At 55.6% G+C, this 19,429-nt stretch carries 15 protein-coding genes; 9 read left to right on the top strand and 6 right to left on the bottom strand.

Annotated features, from left to right (window positions below):
* The first annotated feature begins 477 nt into the window (after positions 1-477).
* From RE6C_RS11960 to RE6C_RS11950, 3 genes are all read left to right on the top strand, one after another.
* Complete coding sequence (locus RE6C_RS11960; protein WP_008656899.1) at positions 478-1,911, top strand: hypothetical protein; 1,434 nt, start codon at positions 478-480, stop codon at positions 1,909-1,911.
* A complete protein-coding gene (locus RE6C_RS11955) occupies positions 1,908-4,883 on the top strand; it encodes a PVC-type heme-binding CxxCH protein (protein ID WP_008656898.1) in 2,976 nt (991 codons plus the stop codon). Before RE6C_RS11960 ends, RE6C_RS11955 begins: the two co-directional genes overlap by 4 nt.
* A 74-nt stretch (positions 4,884-4,957) precedes the next feature.
* Positions 4,958-5,317, top strand: a complete 360-nt coding sequence (locus tag RE6C_RS11950; protein ID WP_008656897.1) for a VOC family protein — start codon at positions 4,958-4,960, stop codon at positions 5,315-5,317.
* A 191-nt stretch (positions 5,318-5,508) separates the two neighbouring features.
* Here RE6C_RS11950 and RE6C_RS11945 read toward each other — a convergent pair whose 3' ends face one another.
* Together RE6C_RS11945 and RE6C_RS32845 are read right to left on the bottom strand one after the other, a co-directional pair.
* Entirely contained in the window at positions 5,509-6,726 is a 1,218-nt protein-coding gene (locus tag RE6C_RS11945) for a Gfo/Idh/MocA family protein (RefSeq protein ID WP_236618142.1), read from the bottom strand.
* 29 nt (positions 6,727-6,755) lie between these two features.
* Positions 6,756-6,866 carry a twin-arginine translocation signal domain-containing protein gene (locus tag RE6C_RS32845; RefSeq protein WP_236618141.1) on the bottom strand — a complete coding sequence of 37 codons (111 nt, stop codon included), beginning with the start codon at positions 6,864-6,866 and terminating at the stop codon, positions 6,756-6,758.
* 265 nt (positions 6,867-7,131) lie between these two features.
* Between RE6C_RS32845 and RE6C_RS11940 the strand changes: the two genes are divergently transcribed.
* Positions 7,132-7,710 (top strand): ATP-dependent metallopeptidase FtsH/Yme1/Tma family protein, encoded by a 579-nt coding sequence (locus RE6C_RS11940; RefSeq protein ID WP_008656894.1) that lies wholly within the window; start codon positions 7,132-7,134, stop codon positions 7,708-7,710.
* Positions 7,711-7,799: 89 nt separating this feature from the next.
* Positions 7,800-9,935, top strand: coding sequence for a Tex family protein (locus RE6C_RS11935; RefSeq protein ID WP_008656890.1), 2,136 nt, complete (start codon positions 7,800-7,802; stop codon positions 9,933-9,935).
* 3 nt (positions 9,936-9,938) lie between these two features.
* Here RE6C_RS11935 and RE6C_RS11930 read toward each other — a convergent pair whose 3' ends face one another.
* The 3 genes from RE6C_RS11930 to RE6C_RS11920 form a co-directional block, all read right to left on the bottom strand.
* Complete coding sequence (locus RE6C_RS11930) at positions 9,939-10,901, bottom strand: putative 2-dehydropantoate 2-reductase (protein ID WP_008656888.1); 963 nt, start codon at positions 10,899-10,901, stop codon at positions 9,939-9,941.
* Positions 10,898-12,952 (bottom strand): arylsulfatase, encoded by a 2,055-nt coding sequence (locus tag RE6C_RS11925; RefSeq protein WP_008656885.1) that lies wholly within the window; start codon positions 12,950-12,952, stop codon positions 10,898-10,900. The genes RE6C_RS11930 and RE6C_RS11925 overlap by 4 nt, the downstream gene beginning before the upstream one ends.
* Before the next feature lie 117 nt (positions 12,953-13,069).
* A complete protein-coding gene (locus RE6C_RS11920) occupies positions 13,070-14,353 on the bottom strand; it encodes a M48 family metalloprotease (protein WP_008656883.1) in 1,284 nt (427 codons plus the stop codon).
* A gap of 279 nt (positions 14,354-14,632) precedes the next feature.
* Between RE6C_RS11920 and RE6C_RS11915 the strand changes: the two genes are divergently transcribed.
* From RE6C_RS11915 to RE6C_RS11900, 4 genes are all read left to right on the top strand, one after another.
* On the top strand, positions 14,633-15,895 hold the full coding sequence (locus RE6C_RS11915; RefSeq protein ID WP_008656881.1) for a putative DNA modification/repair radical SAM protein: 1,263 nt from the start codon (positions 14,633-14,635) through the stop codon (positions 15,893-15,895).
* A gap of 528 nt (positions 15,896-16,423) precedes the next feature.
* Complete coding sequence (locus RE6C_RS11910; RefSeq protein ID WP_039961857.1) at positions 16,424-17,416, top strand: DUF1559 family PulG-like putative transporter; 993 nt, start codon at positions 16,424-16,426, stop codon at positions 17,414-17,416.
* A 117-nt stretch (positions 17,417-17,533) separates the two neighbouring features.
* On the top strand, positions 17,534-17,956 hold the full coding sequence (locus RE6C_RS11905; protein ID WP_008656876.1) for a carboxypeptidase regulatory-like domain-containing protein: 423 nt from the start codon (positions 17,534-17,536) through the stop codon (positions 17,954-17,956).
* A gap of 239 nt (positions 17,957-18,195) precedes the next feature.
* A complete protein-coding gene (locus RE6C_RS11900; RefSeq protein WP_039961855.1) occupies positions 18,196-19,080 on the top strand; it encodes a protein-tyrosine phosphatase family protein in 885 nt (294 codons plus the stop codon).
* Here the strand turns inward: RE6C_RS11900 and RE6C_RS11895 are convergent.
* On the bottom strand, positions 19,068-19,429 hold a 362-nt coding region (locus RE6C_RS11895), incomplete at its 5' end, for an aminotransferase class III-fold pyridoxal phosphate-dependent enzyme (RefSeq protein WP_039961854.1). The two genes, RE6C_RS11900 and RE6C_RS11895, sit on opposite strands and share 13 nt — an antisense overlap.

Genomic DNA, 19,429 nt, shown 5'->3' with positions numbered 1-19,429 from the left:
GCAGTTGTCATCAACTGCTCATCGGGGCGGCTATCTGGCCGCCCCTTCGCATTTGGTGACGTTGCATTCGCATTCGTCGATCATCAATGCCGCTGCTGCCTCCGTTTGTGACGCACCTTTCTTTCATGGCTGAGCAATCGTTCGGCAAACGCAAAGTTGCGTACATCGCCCCATCTCATAGGATGCGATCTGCTACTATAAGACCAGCCCGCTGGTGCAATGGAACTCCATTTGTTCGAGCGGTGGCTCCCGCCTCAAGTCCCACCCCTGATCGCCATCCATCTTCAATGGAACGACGAAGCTCGTCAGTTTGGCACCCTCAACACACACACGATCTCAATTGAGTTTAGTTGTGTTGAAAAGCTCGCTGCGGAGTTCGTCGGTTTTCTACGAGTGTGGCGACATGCCCGGAGACCCACCATGACATCCCGTCCTCCATTGAGCGTCCTTGTCGCCAACGTACTGGTCGCTTGGATAGTGACCGCGTTAATCGTTCCGAACAACGTGTCGGCACAGGACGAAGCACCGACCCCGGTGACCGAAGCTTCCACAATTCGGTTGGCGAAATTCGACGTCGATGCGACGCCAACGGTCGGCTCGATGATGGCCTACGACCGTGTCAAACGGGTCGAGGAAATGACACTTCGGGCTCGCGGCATCGTCCTTCTCGGTGCTGATGATCCAATCGTGCTGTGTGCGGTCGATTGGATTGGGATTGGAAACGAAGGACACGACCAATTTCGCAGTCGATTGGCGGCAGCCGCAGGTACAACTCCCGAGCGAGTCGCTGTGCACACGCTTCATCAACACGACGCACCTCGTTGTGATTTCACCGCTGAACGGCTGGTCAACGAAGCGGGAAAGTCTGACCTGGGACCATATGACAGTTCACTCGCACGTGAAGTCTTGAATCGATTGTCCGATGCGGTCAAGGAAGGAATCAACGGAGCGACCGAGGTCACGCACGCGGGTTGGGGATCGGCTGAAGTGAAGGACGTCGCATCCAACCGCCGTCTACAAGACGAGACGGGCAAGGTCATCGCGACTCGTTACACCGCTTGCCGTGATCCCAAGATGATCGCCGCTCCCGTTGGAACGATCGATCCCGAATTGACTTCGCTGACGTTTTTCAATGGCGACAAAGCCCTCGCGGTGATCACGCACTACGCGTGTCATCCTCAAAGCTATTATCGAACGGGTGTCCCCAGCCCCGATTTCCCCGGCTTGGCTCGATTCATTCGTGGGCAAGCACGCCCCAATGTGCTTCACGTTCATTTCAATGGTGCCGGCGGAAACATTGGCGCGGGCAAGTACAACGATGGTTCGCCTGCCAACCGCATGAGGCTGGCTCATCGTGTCGCGGATGCGATGGAAGAGGCAGCCGACAACACAACGAAGTTTGCCATCACGACAGATGATATTGACTGGACGTTCACACCAGTTTCGCTTCCACCGGCTCCTCACTTGGACGCCGATACACTGCGACAAAAGTTGGGTGATTGGAACACGACCGACTATTGGGGCAGTCCCGATGACTTGGCGTGGCTGCTGCGTTGCCAGAACGGACACAAGGTTGAACTGAGTTGTCTGTCGATCGCCGACGTTCGACTGTTGCACATGCCAGGCGAGCTATTCGTTGAATATCAATTGGCCGCGAAGGCAATGCGACCAGACTTGAAAATTGCTATGGCAGCGTACGGCGACTACGGGCCGGGATACATCGGAACCGAGGAAGCCTATGGACAAGGCGGCTACGAAACGAGCCAGCGTGCATCCAAGGTGGCTCCCGAAGTCGAAAGTGTCCTGATGGATGGCGTGAGAGAGCTTCTGGAAGTCAACGCCGAAGAATCAGTCGAAGAGCCAACTGTCGAGACCGAAACCTCGGCGTCAGTAGAGGTTGAAACACGATGATGCTAGCCAATCGTTCTTTGCTGCTTCGCACGTTCATCGCCAGCCTTTCCATCGCGTTCTCGCTGGTGAGCGTTTCAGCATTCACGCAGGATGACTACTCCGACGAGCTTCCTCGTGTACCACCAACTCCTCCCTCAGAAACACTACAAGAATTCCAAGTTGCCGATGGTTTTCAAATCCAATTGATCGCCAGTGAACCGTTGGTGACCAGCCCCGTGGCCATGGAATGGGCCGCGGATGGATCGCTTTTCGTTTGCGAAATGCGAGGCTACAGCGAAGATCGTGACAAAGGCATCTCGCGAATTTCTCATTTGCGGGACGTGAACCAAGACGGAGTCTATGACTCGAGCACCATCTTTGCGGAAGGGCTTCTTTGGCCGACCGGTTTGTTCCCGTGGGACGGTGGACTGTTCGTCGGTGATGCCCCCAACCTCTATTATTTTCGGGACACGGACGGCGACGGTAAAGCGGATCAGCGCGACACCGTCTTAACCGGATTCGGCACATTTAACGTCCAGGGCCTCATGAACTCGTTTCGATGGGGACTCGACAATCGTATTCACATCGCGTGCAGCAGCACGGGCGGAATGATTCGGCGGCCGGGCCAACCTGAATCGGACGCGATCAATGTTCGAGGCCGTGACATCGCGTTGGATCCCCGGACCGGTGAATTTGAACTGACCAGCGGTGCGGCTCAACACGGAATGTGTTTCGATGATTGGGGTCGCAAATTTGTGTCGTCCAACAGCGATCACCTTCAGCAGGTCATGTACAAAGATCACTACATCGGTCGCAATCCACTGTTGCAGCCCGCTGCAGCGAGAGTGTCGATTGCCGAAGACGGACCGCAGGCCGAAGTGTTTCGAACCAGCCCCGTGGAACCTTGGCGGATTGTCCGCACGCGTTTGCGAGTCAGCGGCAAGGCACGCGGCCCGATTGAAGGTGGCGGTCGAGCGGCGGGCTACTTCACCGGTGCCACCGGAGTCACAATTGTGCGCGGAGACGCTTGGCCTGAGGCTTTTCAAGGTATGGCAATCATCGGCGATGTGGGAAGCAACCTCATCCATCGCAAACGACTCCATCCCAACGGATTAAAATGGGTCGGCAAACGAGTCGACACCAACAGCGAACTGGTCACCTCCACCGACATCTGGTTCCGGCCGGCTCAGTTCGCAAATGCGCCGGATGGTTCGCTGCACATCATCGATGTTTGTCGCGAAGTCATTGAACACCCCAAAAGTCTGCCTGCTGAAATCAAGCAGCACTTGGACCTGACCTCGGGACGCGATCGAGGCCGTCTGTACCGACTCGTGCCAAATGAATTCCAACATCGCCCAACTCCGAATCTGAATCGTGCAAGCGATTTCGAATTGGTCGATCTGCTTGCTCACCCCAACGCCTGGCATCGCGAAACGGCAAGCCGTCTGTTGTTCGAACGACAATCGGAGTGCATCGCCGAACTAAAACAGGTCGCCAACCACCCCGAAACACCGCTGGGACGCTTGCACGCGTTGGCAGTCCTGGACGGTCTCGAACAACTCGATGAACAAACCATTCTTCCGAGACTGAACGATCCTCATCCTTCCATTCGAAAACAAGCGATTCGCTTGACGGAGAAACTGCCGTCCAGCGAAGCTTTGCGAAACAAACTCGCGGAACGAACCGACGATTTATCGATTGAAGTCCGCTACCAGCTCGCTTTCACCGCGGGATCGATCGTCGGATTCGAGAAGACGCAAACGCTTGCCAAGATCATTCGCCGAAATCCCACTGACCGATGGATGCAAACAGCGGTGCAAAGTTCCGTTGCCGACGGGGCTGGTGAATTGTTTGCCGAGCTACTCACAACGCCGTTCGATCACCGACTCAGCGAATTTGTCGGTCGTTTGGCGTCTCAGATCACTCAGCAGAACAGTCCAACCGATATCCGCATGGCGATCGCAGCGGTGTCGAACCTGACACCCGACAATGGCGACTTTGCTCTTCCGATTCTCGGCAAGCTACTGGAATCTCGCTCACGAAAGGACACGCTGCTTCATCAACTCGAAGAATCCGGTGAGCTAACCAAGATTGATCGCGTGATGAGCGAGATGCTCGAACGACTTGAGCGAGTCACACTCGATGAATCCGAACCTGTCGATGTTCGCGTCCGCGCGGTTGAGAGTTTGCGTTACGCCTCCGCGTCTCGGGCGTCAGCTGTTTTGCCAAACTTGATCGACAGCCGTCATCCCATCGCGATCCAACGAGCGGCCATGATCACTTGGGGCCGTTTTGATTCCAGCGACATCACCGAAACCTTGTTGTCGCAGTGGAGCAGCCTCAGCCCCAGCCTTCGCGAAACGGCCAGTGAAATCCTGTTTTCGCGGCCTGACCGTTTGCTTGGTTTGTTAAACGCGATCGAATCGGCAGATATCCCTCTCAGCGAAGTCTCCAGATCGCGTTTGCAACTCGCTGCCAAATCGACCGACTCATCGACTCAGAGACTCGCGTCCGAGCTGCTCGAATCAAGCGGTTCAAAGAACCGTGAACAAGTTGTCCAGGCCTACCAAGAGTCACTGCAATTGTCAGCTGATGTCGCTCGTGGCAGCAAGCTCTTCTCGAAACATTGTGCCAATTGCCATCGACTCGAAAACCGCGGTCATGAGATCGGTCCGAATTTGGCGACGGTCAAAACTCGCGGAGCCGACTTCATCCTCACCAACGTCTTGGATCCCAACCGCGAGGTGAACCCTCAGTATCTGAACTATGTTGCCTTGGACGTCGATGGACGAACGCTGACAGGAATGATCACCGAAGAATCAGCGACTTCGATCACGCTGCAGCGTGCCGAATCGGCCAAAGATTCGCTGCTTCGAGTCGACATCGAACGATTGCAAAGCACCGGGATGTCCATCATGCCGGAAGGCCTGGAAGAACAACTCGATCCGCAGGCGATGGCCGACTTGATTGCTTACTTGATGCAGGTCGAATGAATCCGGTGTGCCCTGTCGGCAATTCGCCTGCTAGGTTTGCGGCGTCGTTTCCCTTCCACGCCTGAGGACTTCGCATGAGCAACCAACACGAATCGATCAACTACATCGAGATCCCCGCCAAAGACATGGCGAAAACCAAGGCTTTCTTTGAAACCTGTTTTGGTTGGAAGTTCACCGACTACGGCCCCGAATACACCGCGTTCGACAAATCGACAGGACTGGACGGTGGTTTCTATCAGTCCGACAAATCATCGCTGACGTCGAACGGCGCCGCGCTCGTCGTATTCTATAGCGATGATTTGGAAGCAACGATGGCGAAAGTCCAGACGTCGGGTGGAGCCGTGATCCAGGACATCTTCTCCTTCCCCGGAGGCCGCCGTTTCCACTTCACCGAACCGTCCGGAAACGAGTTCGGTGTATGGTCGGACAAGTGAATCAAAGAACAGCGACATCGGTCTGGAACTTTACAAACAACATTGGTCTTCTGGTAGCACGATGGATGGTAGCAGACTGAGCTAAACCACCGATTCCCGCGTCCTATCTCGGCCAAACCACCGAACTTTAGCTTGCGTCTTGTTCGTCAGAAACATTGGCGATCAATCTTCAAAACCAGACCACCGATTTATCATGCTCGCTCCGCAGGATGCTGGTACGGTGCACGGTAAGGTCGCTTGATCGCCTTGGTCGCTTCCTCGTCACCCACGATCGTGTGCGATTTCGGATCAAATTCAAGTGTTCGACCGAGTTCCATTGCCACGTTCGCCATGAAGCATGACGCGCTGCTGATGTGACCTTGTTCGATGTCAGCAACCGGTTTGGAACGGTTATCAATCGCGTCGAGAAAGTCTCGCATGTGACCGCGAATTGCCGAGGCAACGTGCAGCTCCAACGCCCACTTCTCTTTGTCGGTGACATCGGTCGGGTATTTGTCAGTCTCGATGACCGCTTCGCCGGACAATTTCTTGCCGCCACCGCGTGGTTCAAACTCAAACTTATTCACGCTCAACTTCAACGTGCCTTTGTCGCCGTAGATTTTGGCCGCCCACGGGTACTCGGGGTCGGGAGCACTGCCCCAACTTCGGTGCGTCCAGACCACGTCCAAGCCATCAAAGTCAAACGTCGCCGTTTGTGTGTCCGTGATGTTGGCGAGTGAGTCCTTCTGCACCATGATGCCACCCACGCTGCTGATTCGCTTGGGCCAACCAAGATCCAATTGCCAACGTACCAAGTCCAACATGTGGACACACATGTCGCCGACGATGCCGTTTCCATATTCCATGAACGCTCGCCATTTGCGTGGATGAGTCAGCTCGGTGTAGGGACGCATTGGGGCCGGACCTGTCCAAGCTTCGTAGTCAAAATGCGGAGGCGGATCGATCGCAGGTGGATTCGAATTGGCTCGCATGTGGTAATAGCAGCAGACTTCGGCGAAAGCGACGTTGCCCAGCAACCCTGCATCGACAACGTTCTTCTTCGCATCAATTAAGTGCGGCGTACTACGGCGCTGGGTGCCGACTTGGACAACGCGTCCGGTCCGGCGTGCCGCATCCAACATCGCTTTGCTTTCGAGCGTGTCGACACCCGTTGGCTTTTGCACGTAGACGTCGGCGCCTGCTTCAACCGCGGCGATCATCGGCAGCGCGTGCCAGTGATCGGGCGTGTCAACCAAGACGATGTCCATGTTCTTCTTGGCGAGCAAGTCTTCGTAATTCGCGAATGTTTCGGGGCGGTTGCCGGACTTCTGTCGAGAGGCGATCAGATCGGCACATTCATCCAGCAACTTTTGATCGACGTCGCACAACGACACCACTTCAACAGGCTCGATGTTGATCAGCTGCAGCAAATCACATTTGCCGTACCAACCGCATCCGATCAAGGCGACGCGGCGAGGTCGTCGTTTTTCGCTGCTTGAGCGGAATTTGATTGAGTGGCAACAACGGTGGCAGCAGCGGCACTGGCGGCGAGAAAAGAACGGCGTTCCATGGCAATCTTCTGAGTGGGGATGGGGATGGGAGCGACCAAACAGACGCGGGGGAATCGGCACGTGGCAGATCCCCTGGACCGCACATTTTAACAGAGCGGAGCATCCCGGCGTTGCCACCAACGTCGCCCCGGAAAAACGCGAGGGAAGTTCGTCCCAAATCCTCCGGAACACCCCATCTCAGTACATTGGTTTGAAACTCAATTCACAACACTGGGAAAAGCTCCTCGCTCCGGCGGCCATGGCAAGAATGAGGCCAATGATCAGGTGATCGCTGCTGCAACCCAACTGACCTATACTGCCGCGATGAAACCGAACGAAGACACGACCGAAAACGGGGAATCACCTCCCTCCCCCACCGCTTCCAAAGAAACCATCGCGACCGCGTATCACGAAGCCGGCCACGCGGTGATGGCGATGGCCGTCGGACGAAGCATTCAAAAGGTCACCATTGCTCCCGGCAAGCTGCAGTTCGGTGGATCACGTCTTGGCACCTGCGAAATCAAAAAGGGCCGATCCAAAGGCAGCAAGGACCAACTCGAAGACGACGTGCTGGTTTTGCTGGCCGGGATGGTTTCCGAATCGCGTTTCACAGGTGTCTATTGCCCGGCGGGTGCGTCGCAGGACTTGCGAGAGGTCTCGGCACGGTTGTGCACACGAGCCGCGTCACAGCGACAGCATGAAACACTGCTCAAACGCATGCTTTCCAAAACAGAACACATTCTCAACGACGAAGCCAACCTCGAAGCGATCCGCGCGATCACCAAAGAGCTGTTAGAAAAGACAACCATCAGCGGCCGCGCCGTGAAACACCATTTTGAGATGGCACAACGACGACACGCTTGAGTATCACTGCCGCTCGATCGTTTCATCCGACATGATTCACCGATCCACCATCGACTTCGCAACCTTTCGCAGCACTGACAATTCGTCCTATGCAATCCATCGCTCGTGAACTGAATCTTCCAGAGAAACAAGTCGCCGCGGTCATCGAGCTACTCGAAGCCGGCAACACGATTCCCTTCATCGCCCGGTATCGCAAAGAGGTCACCGGCGGTTTGGACGAAATCGCTCTGCGCGCGATCGAAGATGCTCTCGAAAAGCACAATGCCCTGCTCGCTCGAAAGGCAACCGTTCTCAAAACGATCGAAGAACAAGGTGCGTTGACCGCTGAGCTTCGCAAACAGATTGACGCCTGCACGGATCTGCGATCACTCGAGGCTTTGTACCTGCCCTACAAACCGAAACGCCGCACGCGAGCAACGATCGCACGCGAAAAAGGGCTTCAACCGCTGGCTGATCTGCTTCTCAAACAAACCAAGCTGCCTCAATCGAAACAGCAAACACTCCAAGGATTTGTCAATCAAGATTTGGATGTCGCCGACACCGACGCGGCTCTGGCCGGCGCACTCGACATCGTTGCTGAACAATGGAGCGAAGATGCGTCGGTTCGTGAGTGGATGGTCGAGAAGGGAACCAAGTTTGGGCAGATCACTTCAGCGGTCAAACGCGGCAAGAAGGACGAAGCGGACAAATACGAAGCCTACCTGGATCGTGCTGAATCAGCCGCTCGCATTCCCGGTCACCGATTGCTCGCAATGTTGCGTGGCGAAGCGGAAGGCATCCTGCGTGTCGGGCTGAAAATGGAGGAAGACCGTGCCATCTCGCACGTCAAATCCACGTTCATCCAAAACCACTCGTTCGAATTCGCTCGAGAACTTGAATCAGCCGCGGAAGACTGTTTTCAACGCTTGCTTCAACCGGCAACGCAGTCGACCGTGCTGCAAATGTTGAAGGAGAAGGCCGACGAAGAAGCCATCGATGTGTTTGGCAAGAATCTGCACGAACTGCTGATGTCGCCTCCCGCCGGACCTCGCGTGACGATCGGCATCGACCCTGGTTTTCGCACTGGTTGCAAAGTCGCCGTGGTCGATGGCACTGGAAAGTTCCTGGCCAACACAACGATCTATCCGACGCCTCCCAAATCCGACACCGCCGGAGCCTCAAAGCAGCTTTTGGCCCTGATACAGAAACACCATGTTGAGCTGATTGCGATTGGCAACGGCACCGCCTCTAGAGAAACCGATGCCTTTGTCGGCCAATTGATTCGCGATCACAAGTTGGATGTCACCAAGGTGATGGTCAGCGAATCGGGGGCGTCAATCTATTCGGCCAGCGAACTGGCAGGGAAGGAGTTCCCTGATTTGGACGTCACCGTTCGAGGCGCCATCAGCATCGCGCGTCGCCTTCAAGATCCGCTGGCAGAGCTCGTCAAAACAGACCCCAAATCGATCGGTGTCGGACAGTACCAACACGACGTGAATCAAACCCAGCTTCGCAAGTGCCTTGATCGAACCGTCGAAAGCTGCGTGAACCACGTCGGCGTGGACCTCAACATGGCCAGCGTCCCATTGTTGTCACGAGTCGCCGGCATCGGACCGAAATTGGCCGAGAACATCGTTCAATACCGAGACACGAACGGGCGTTTCGGCAGCCGTAAGGAACTGACGAAGGTTCCCAAACTTGGAAAGAAGGCATTCGAACAAGCAGCCGGCTTTCTGCGAATTCGCGGCGGTGATGAGCCGCTGGACAATTCAGCCGTGCACCCCGAAAGCTACACGCTGGTCAGCCGCATGGCCAAGCAATTGCATGCCGATGTGAAAACGCTCGTTGGCAATGCGACGCTCAGCCAGAAACTGCAACCTGATTCGTTTGTCGATGATCGCTTCGGCATTCCAACCATCCGTGACATCATCGCGGAACTTGGCAAACCCGGTCGCGACCCTCGAAGCGAATTCAAAGTCGCCCAGTTCGATGAATCCGTCCAATCGATGGAAGATCTTCGCGAAGGAATGGTGCTGGAAGGCGTCATCACCAACGTGACGCACTTCGGCGCATTCATCGACCTCGGTGTCCACCAAGACGGGTTGATCCACGTCTCTCAGTTGGCCAACCAATTCGTTAGCGATCCTTCCGAGGTCGTTTCGGTCGGCGACGTGGTCAAAGTCAAAGTCCTCGAGATTGACCTGGATCGCAAACGCATCGCGGTCTCCAAGAAGGCTCTTGGTTGACCTTCAAGCGTCTTGGCAAATCGCTTCGTTGAAAAACGCGAGTTGCTGATACAGCATTGAAATCGACGGGGCAATCTCGCTCGCACGTTCTCCGATCGCTCGCAGCGGGTTACCAAAGATCGCTTCGACTTCCATGGGGCGTTTGGCCAAGAAGTCTAACCGCATGCTGCTGTCGTACGGAACCATCGTCTCAGTGTGTTCCATCGTCGCCCGAATCGCCTTTTCATCAATCTCAACGCCGCAAGCAGCGGCGCCGGCGTGAACTTCGGCAATCAGTTGGTTCGCCAAGTCTCGCCCAGGTTGAGATCCAATGATTCGATCCGTCGACGCATCGAGGACCACCGACAATCCGTTGAAAGGGATGTTCCACATCAACTTTCGCCAGCGAGTCTTGGCCAGATCGTCGCTCCAATTCGCGTCAATCCCCGCTGATTGCATGTCCGTCTCGATGCGGCGCCCCACCTCATTGGCACGCGATGGATCGACACCGGTTTCCTGGTAGGCACCGAACGCGATCCGCCCGTAATCCAAGTGATGGATGTGCCCCGGTCCGACCTTGTTGCTGCACAAAAAACAGCATCCACCGAGAACTCGTCCGGCGGGAACCGTCCGTCGCACGTCGGCTTCGACATCCAACCCGTTTTGCAGCGTCAACACCACGCCGTCGTCAGCGACCACTTGCGGTAGCCACTCGTCCAACAACGCATTGCGAGTCGACTTCAACGCGATGATCACAACATCGCATTTCGGCATCGTTTCAACCGAATCGTAGACTTGAGGCGACTCCAAAACAAAGTCGCCGAGCACGCTGTCGATTCGAAACCCATTTTCCCGTACGTGGTCAAAATCCGAATGCAACAAGAAGTGCACGTCGCATCCGGATCGGGCCAGCATGGCTCCATACAAACCGCCCACCGCACCACTTCCTAGAATTGCATAACGAAGTGGTTCGGCGGGAGCATTCATTTGGAGTTCCTTTTCTTCTTTGCTGGTTTGCGTGACTTTTTCGGAGCGTCTGGCAGCTCGTTCAGTTCCAATGCGGGAACGGAATCATTGCCCGCCAAACGGACGATCATGTCAACCGGGTGCGTGCCGGCTTGCAGTGTGACTTCCACCGATGCATCCGTCTTGTCCTGACCGGTCGTGTCGATCAAAGCCGCGTCGTGCAAACGCAAAACAGCATCGCCGGTCGCCGTCAATCGCAACTCGTATCGCCCAGTTTTCGCGACATTCAAAACCGTTTGCACGCGTGCGTTGCCTTTGCCGGCGGAGCGAACTGCGTCGGCGAGATCCAATCCTTCGACATCCACCTTGGTCGATTGTGCCGGGTCCAAACGCGAAACAAAGGATGTCTTGGTTGGACAATACGTGACCACCATCGCGTCGTCCGCATTCAGGGAATCGTCCGCGGGAATGGGTTCGCCGTCGTAGGGACGCTCGGCGGTCGCGTTGGCTGAACGAAGCTGAAGCACGCGGTCGCGCATCCGTTGTTGCAGCTTTTTCATTTCGGGAGACGTTCCGGCTAAGTTGTTGGCTTCGCCGGGATCTTTCGCGACGTCGTAGATCTCAAACGGATCCGAGTGCGATTGAATGTTGTGCCGAACTCCTTTGTAGCCGTCCATGAAGATCGCTTGCATTTGACCGCGACGCGCTCCCCGGCGAGACGGCTCGTAGTCTTTGTAGTTCGGAGTCTTGCCGCCGTTGAAATACTCAACGTAGGTCGTCGGCGTCGCTTGTTCGCCATCTTTCAACAGCGTGGGAACCAGCGAAACACCGTCTGCTCGGGCGGGAACGGTCGCTCCCGCCAAATCGGCAAACGTGGTCAACCAATCGTGGAATTGGCTTGGGCTTTGATCGATTCCAGCTGCAATCGTTCCGGGCCACCAAGCGATGGTCGGAACACGGATCCCACCCTCGTAACAATCTCGCTTCATCCCATCAAACGGACCGTACGATTGAAACGATGTCGGGTCGTAATTCACGTTTTGGATATACGATTCGCTGTGCGGACCGTTGTCGCTGGAGAAGACCACCAGGGTGTTTTCGTCGAGTTCCAAATCGCGAAGCGTTTGCAGCAGGTCGCCCATCAAGTCGTCGAGCCGTCGGACGCTGGTCGCGAAGCGTACTTCGGCATCCGTCCAACCTTGGTTGGCATAGTCAGGGTGCTTGTACGAATCAATCGGCCCGACCGTGTTGATCATCCTGTCGGTCTCGCCGAGCCACTGCACGCCACCGTTGACGCCCATGCCTTCTGGATAGGGCGCCGATGGATACTGGATCGATGCGTGAGGTGTGTCGTAGGAAAGGAACACGAAGAACGGTTCGTCAGCCGATTGCGATTTGTGTTCAACCAAGAACTTTTTCGTTTTCGCGGTGAACAAGTCCGCCGTGTAGCAGCCCTTCAGTTGCGATGAGATTTCGTCGTCGTTGTGCCACAATTCAACCGGGTTGGCGTGGGCTTCGCCATTGGCGATCGGCCATTTGTCGGCGGGATAATGGTTGTGGCCGTCGCGGTGACGCACGTAGCCAAAGAACTCGTCAAACCCACGCTTGGTCGGATACGCCGGCCAATTGGCGGCACTGCTGCCTTCGCCTTGCAAGCCATACTTTCCGACGAGAGCCGTCGTGTAACCAGCGTCTTTCAACACCGATGCGACCGTCGGAACGTCTGGCAACGCTTTGTCAAACTGGTTGTCTCGGATCGACGCATGGCCTTGATGCACACCGGTCAGCAGCGACGCGCGACTGGGAGCACACACGGGGGCCGGGCAGTAGTGGTTCCGCATCTGCAAGCCTTCTGCCGCCATCGCATCCCAATGCGGTGTTTGGTGCGTCCTGTCGTGCTTGGATTCGTTCTGGTAGTAGCACCCCAAATCGCCCCAACCAAGATCGTCGTACAAAACAAACAGGATGTTTGGCTGGCGGGCGGAGTCTGCCGAGTTGGCTGGGATGGGTGCGAACGAATTGGACCAAACCATCAGTCCAACGAACAAACACAGAAGATGGCGGGAACGCATGCAAGGGGCTCTTCTTCAGGTGGGAAACGTGTGGGGGACCACGATTCTAACTCAAAGCCCTCTACAAGTCCTTCCCCATCTGAGCTCGACCATCATGAAGATGCGAGCAAGTTTCGATCAAATCAGATGCATGCGAGGTGGTTTGGCCAACCGTTTGACTCGCATCGCCAAACTGGGGTGCAACCAGCTCGCTCGACGTGCGGCGGGGTGTCCGGCCGTGACTCGTCCCAAGGCCGCAGCCATCATTCCCGCTGCTTCGGCTTCCGTCGCCGGCATCCCTTCAGCTTGTCCGCCGGCTTTGACAGCCAACTTGCAAGCGACCGCGTCGGCGTCCCATTCCGTCAAATACGCCACGGCACTCAACGTTCCCACGGTCAACAACAATCCAGTCAGCCCGCCAACGGTTGCCCCCCAAGATTCATTTGTGAACAAGGATCCAACCCAGATCGAAACAAACCATGCTGGAGCGACAGCAGCCATCCGAATTGGAACGTGCCAGCGACGCACATGAGCGACCTCGTGCATGACGACCATCAACAACTGACCACGGGGCAATTCATCCAACACGCGATCGGACAACAGCAGCATCCGACCGGGACGAAACAAACCCGCCACCAACGCGTTGAAGACACGTCCGTTTGTGTTCCAACGGACAATCCGCATCGCAGTCCATCCTTCGGTTTTTACGCCGACTCGGTCGAGCCACAACGTGATCGATTCGCGATCGGTGGTCGACATTGTTTCTTGCCGGATGACTCGGCCAACGATCCACGGCAGCACAAATGCGATCACCGCGATGCCGACGCCGATACCGATTGCTACCGCGTTGCCCGTCGCGATCGGTTGGCTCCATTCTGCCAAATCACCCAGCAACAAAAAGAGCATGGTTGGAATGATCAACCAAACGGGACCGGCACGAAGTCCAGACCACAACGAAACAAAGTAGTTTCGTAGAGACGAGTCAGTCAGGCCCAACCGAGCCCCGAAGACATGCTCGGCGGACCAGGTCGCAAGCAGAATGGTGATACCAGGCATCAGCAAAACGATGGATTGCAGCATCATGCTGGATTCCAGAATCGGTTGTTCGCGAGACCAAGCGGCCAATGAAAACGCACCGAGGCAAGTCAGCACGACGGGCAGTCCCAGCCAGCGAAAAATGTCCAGCTGAATCTCAAGCATCCGGCTCGCATCGCGAATTCGCATGTGTCCTCGCTTGACCTGCAAAACCATCATCCGAGCGGCCGTGTGACACAGGATTGTCCATCCCGCCACCAACGCGACGCTGGCCATCACCGACCGGAACGACGGTTCCGACCAACCAGGGGCGGAACCGCAGCAGAGCGATACCAAGACCAGCAAAAAGACGTAGAAAGACAAATTGAATCCTTGTTCGTTGAGCACCGGCCGTCGTAGTTTCAGCGGCCAGTCATCAGCAAACCCAATCTTTTCGACGGCGTCAAAGGATTCTCGAAAAAACCGCCACTTCGACCATCCCGAACTGTCAACTCGGCCCGGTTTTAACGGTTCTACGGGATGGACGGCGTTCGACTCTCGACGCTCCGATACATTTGATCAGACCAACTTTTGACCTGACCATCAGGCGCGGGGTTTGCAAGTTCGCCGTGCCAACGGAATCCGCCGCGGAAACGATCCTGCGGTATCCACTCAACGCGAGACTTCATGCCGTCACCATCAGACATCAACGGAAAACTGGCGATCCTCGCCGACGCAGCAAAATACGATGCTTCCTGCGCCAGCAGCGGATCCAAACGAGAGTCGAAGGGCGGCCTGGGCAGCACCGAAGGCATGGGAATTTGCCACTCCTACACACCCGACGGACGCTGTGTTTCTTTGCTGAAAATATTGCTGACGAACTACTGCATCTACGATTGCCAGTACTGTGTCAACCGAATCAGCAGCGACACCCCACGCGCACGGTTCACACCGGAACAAGTCGTCAAGCTGACGATGGATTTCTACCGTCGCAACTACATCGAAGGTTTGTTTCTCAGCAGCGGAATCATTCAGGACTCCGACTACACCATGGGGCAAATGATCGAGGTTGCAAAAACTCTTCGCGAACGAGAATTGTTTCGCGGCTACATCCACTTGAAAACCATTCCGAACGCGGCGGATGACTTGATCGAAACGGCGGGACAATACGCCGACCGATTGAGCATCAACATCGAGCTGCCAACCGTCGGCGATTTGAAAACGCTCGCTCCAGAAAAGAAGCGTCCGGCGATCGAACAATCGATGGATCGGATCAAAGTCAAACGGGACGAGATCACATCGGATCGCAAACGAGGCTTGCGTGTGCCGCAGTTTGTGCCAGCGGGTCAGAGCACCCAAATGATCGTTGGTGCAACCGACTCGACCGATCAAGACATCTTGAACACTTCGTCGGTCCTGTACGGTACACATCAATTGCGGCGGGTCTACTATTCGGCGTACAGCCCAATCCCGCACGCGGATGCACGCCTGCCGGGCATGTCGCCTCCGTTGGTGCGTGAACATCGTTTGTACCAAGCTGATTGGCTGCTGAGGTTCTACGGTTTCGATGCTTCGGAACTGACCACGCCGGAATCGCAAAACCTGGACTTGGACATCGACCCCAAACTCGCCTGGGCACTTCGCAACCGCGAACGGTTCCCGATCGATGTCAATCGTGCGTCGCGAGAGATGCTGCTGCGGGTCCCGGGAATCGGTGAACGAGGTGTCAAACGAATTCTCAACACACGCCGTCACCACTCCATCCGAGATGAAGATTTGATTCGAATCGGCGTGTCGTACAAAAAGGCTCGCCCTTTCCTGATCACCGCCGATCGTCATCCGGAACCACTCAGCCTGGACAGCGTTGGACTGCGTGACCGATTGCGTCCCAAGTCCGTCCAACTGAGCCTCTTTGATGCGTTTGAGTCAGCCGCGACTGGACAAGTCTAAGCACGTGGAAATGTCAACGCTTTGATTGCTTGTACATGTCAGGCAAAGCAGCCTAATGGTCTGAAACAAGCGTTCACAATCTACCCAAAACGCCAAGTCAACTCAGTCGTCCGACGACGACGTTGACGCATACTGTGCAGATGCATCCGACCGATGCGGGGGGCTGCTCACAATTAAGACGCGCATGCTACGACCGTGCGCATGTCATAGGCAGCAAACGATTCGCGACACGCTTGATTTCTTCCTTGTCCGCTCAGTGCTAACGGTCCCTGAGACAGCATTGCGCGTCCGCACCGCGCCTCATCTTCCCGCCGCATACCTCTTCCGTTGGTTCTGACCAGCTCCGTGGTGCTTTGGCATTGCCTTTGCCTTCGCAACCTCTTCGCCTGAGTGGTGCAAGTGAATGGGCGGAGTCCAAAACTCACTCGACGAAGCGATCTTTCGGGAAGGATTCTTCCCTCCTTCACCTTATGTTTCGATTGCACGTGTCCAATCACGGCATCGAATCTCTCACCTAAGGAATTGTCGATGCGTCAGAAGCAACATGGAAACTCTGGATTCACCTTGGTCGAGCTATTGGTTGTCATAGCGATCATCGGTGTCTTGGTTGGACTCCTTCTTCCCGCAGTCCAATCTGCGAGAGAAGCCGCCAGAAGAATGAGTTGTTCGAACAACATGAAACAACTTGGTTTAGCGATGCACAACTATCACGACACGATGTCAAGCTTTCCTCTTGGTTCCTATAACCTTCGAGAAGCATGGCCCGCCAGCGGATCGAACTGGCGCGCGTTGATTCTGCCATTCATCGAACAAGGCAACATCCACGAACAACTTGAGTTCAGCTACTCATCCCACTTCATGGCCGGTGGAGCCGCCGGTGCAGATGCACTTCTCGGCAACGAAATCCTGAAGTATCTCGCCGTGCCAACTTACGCGTGCCCTTCGTCCGCCATCGATATGTTTGAGAACGCACCGGTGTCAAACAATTCCGAAGGTGCGATGAATGTCATGTATGTCGGAATTCAAGGTGCCGCTCGCCCTGTTCCCGGCGGTGACCCTAACAAAGGGACCGCTGACCTTGGTCACGGATGGTCATCCAACAACGGAATGTTGTTCGCCAACGGCAAAATCAAAATGCGAGACGTCGTCGACGGAACGACCAACGCAATCATGATTGCCGAGCAATCCGGCTGGGTCGACGGAGTCAATCGAACATCCAACTACTACGGCGGTTGGATGGGTTCGAGGCACCCTCGCCCAGTTGACGGACCGAGCAGCTGGGACCTTTGGCAAACCGGAACAACCTGCGTTCGGTTTGCGCCGAACTCGCAGATCGTGCAAACGGGGGCGACCGATCGCATGTACCGAAACAACACCGTGATCAACTCCATGCACACCGGCGGAATCAATGTGGTGATGGGCGATGCGAGCGTTCAATTCATAACCGATTCGATCGACTTCTTGCTGCTGAAACAACTGTGTTGCCGCTACGACGGTGAAGTCACCACCTTCCCGCAATAGTTTTCGCATGACACATGTTCAGCCGGCGGAAAGACACGCGGGACTCGTCGACTCAACCGGCGATCCCGCGACCGCCATCAACTAATTCAACTTTTTCGAAGCAAAGCGATTCCTCAGATGACTCAAAAAACGTTCACGTCGATCCGATCCACATTTCTACTTTCCGCAATAGCTTGTCTTTCAACACTTTCACTCGGATGCAGCGACACACCTCCCGTCGGCACGGTGGAAGGAACCGTCAGCTTGAACGGCAAGCCATACGATGACGCCGCGGTGATGTTCTTGGACTCTTCCACCGGCCAAGCCGCCGGAACGGATATTGGTGACGGAGGCCAATTCGCACTCAAGGATCCCATTCCAAGCGGAACCTACAACGTGTACCTTGCGCCGAAGACCGTTCCGATGGAAGAAGGTTCTCCCGAAGCCGTCAAAATTGACGAATCCGTTCCAGAGAAGTACTGGAACGAAACGACTACCGATATCCAGGCGGTTGTCAGCGAAGGCGAAAACAGCGTCACCATCGAACTGATGAAGTCATAGGCATCTCTGCTTTCGATTGCTCGTTGAAACAGCGAGCAAATTGTTTGCCGAAAAGACCGATGAACTGAAAGTAGCCGCCTCGCCATGGCTTCTATCAACGGAAGAGAACGGTAAGCGATCCGTCGCAAGTCGCACCGATGACGCCTGAGGACACACGTTCTCAGGCGTCATCGGAGCGTCGTTCCTCTTTGCATGTGCAAGCTTTCACCAGCGTTTCAAAATGCGGTATTCTATGTCGCATGTTTCATTCACAACGTCGCATCATTCGGGTTTTGGGTTGGTCTTGCACGCTCGTCGCATTCCTTCTCTTTGCATTTTTCGTGGGCACGGTCCACACCATCGCCGACGATCCAGCAAAGTCACAAGAATCCGTTCTTGAGAACCGAATCGAGATTCATCCGCAACTGATGTCTGGTGCTGCGCCGGACGGCGAGGAAGCTTTTGCTGAGCTCGCCAAGTTGGGTTTGAAGGTCGTCGTCAGCGTGGATGGACAACGCCCCGAGATCGAAATCGCTCGCAAATACGGACTGCGTTACATCCACATTCCGATTGGGTATGACGGCGTCCACGAATATGCCTGCAAAGCCGCGGCAGCATTGACCAAACAGATCAAAGATCCCATGTACGTGCACTGCCATCACGGCAAACACCGCGGGCCGGCGATGGCCGCCGTGATCGCGCAGTCGGCCGGTTGGCTGGACCGCAAACAAGCCGTCGAACTTCTTAAAAAAGCGGGCACCGGTTCGCAGTACGCGGGTCTTTGGCGAGACGTCGATGGCTTTCGACCGCAACCAACTTCGGCTGAACTGCCCAAGTTGGTCGAAGTCGCCGAAATCAGCACGCTGGCCTCTCACATGGTCGATACATCGTTGCAGTACGAAGTCCTGTCGGATTCGATGAAGACCAACGAATGGAAGGTGAGCGACGTTCGGTTGCTGCAAGAGGCTTTGCGAGAGTCACACCGCGTTTGCAACGAAGAAATGCGTCCGTGGATGCACGATTCCGTTCGTTTGGTTCATGGCATGGAATCCCAAGTCGAACGAGAGGACTGGCAGGAATTGCGCGAGTCGATGGCTCGACTCAAGCAGGCCTGCAATCAATGTCACGAACGCTACCGCAACTGATTGACTTCACGCGAATTGTTTTGTGGCATGACCGCGTGGGTTGCCTCAATCATCGCGTCGCAGACCTGATGCAACGATTCATCGCCGATGCACAACGGCGGAGTCGTGTACAAGCAATCGCCAAACGGACGCAGCCAGACACCTCGCCGAACCAACTCGTCCTGAACCGTTTGCATGTTGGGCGGATCGCGTAACTGAACGACTCCGATCGCCCCAAAACATCGCACGTCGGCAACGTTGTCAACGTCTCGCAGCACGAACAACCTTTCGCGAAGGATGGTCTCGATGTTGCCGACTTCGTAAGGAGTCTGCTCGAACAGATCCAGCGAAGCGTTTGCTGCCGAGCACG

This window comes from Rhodopirellula europaea 6C (assembly GCF_000338295.1).
In the GTDB taxonomy this organism is placed as follows: Bacteria; Planctomycetota; Planctomycetia; order Pirellulales; family Pirellulaceae; genus Rhodopirellula; species Rhodopirellula europaea.
The sequence above is the reverse complement of the archived record's forward strand: the minus strand, read 5'-3'. Positions and strand labels throughout refer to the sequence as shown.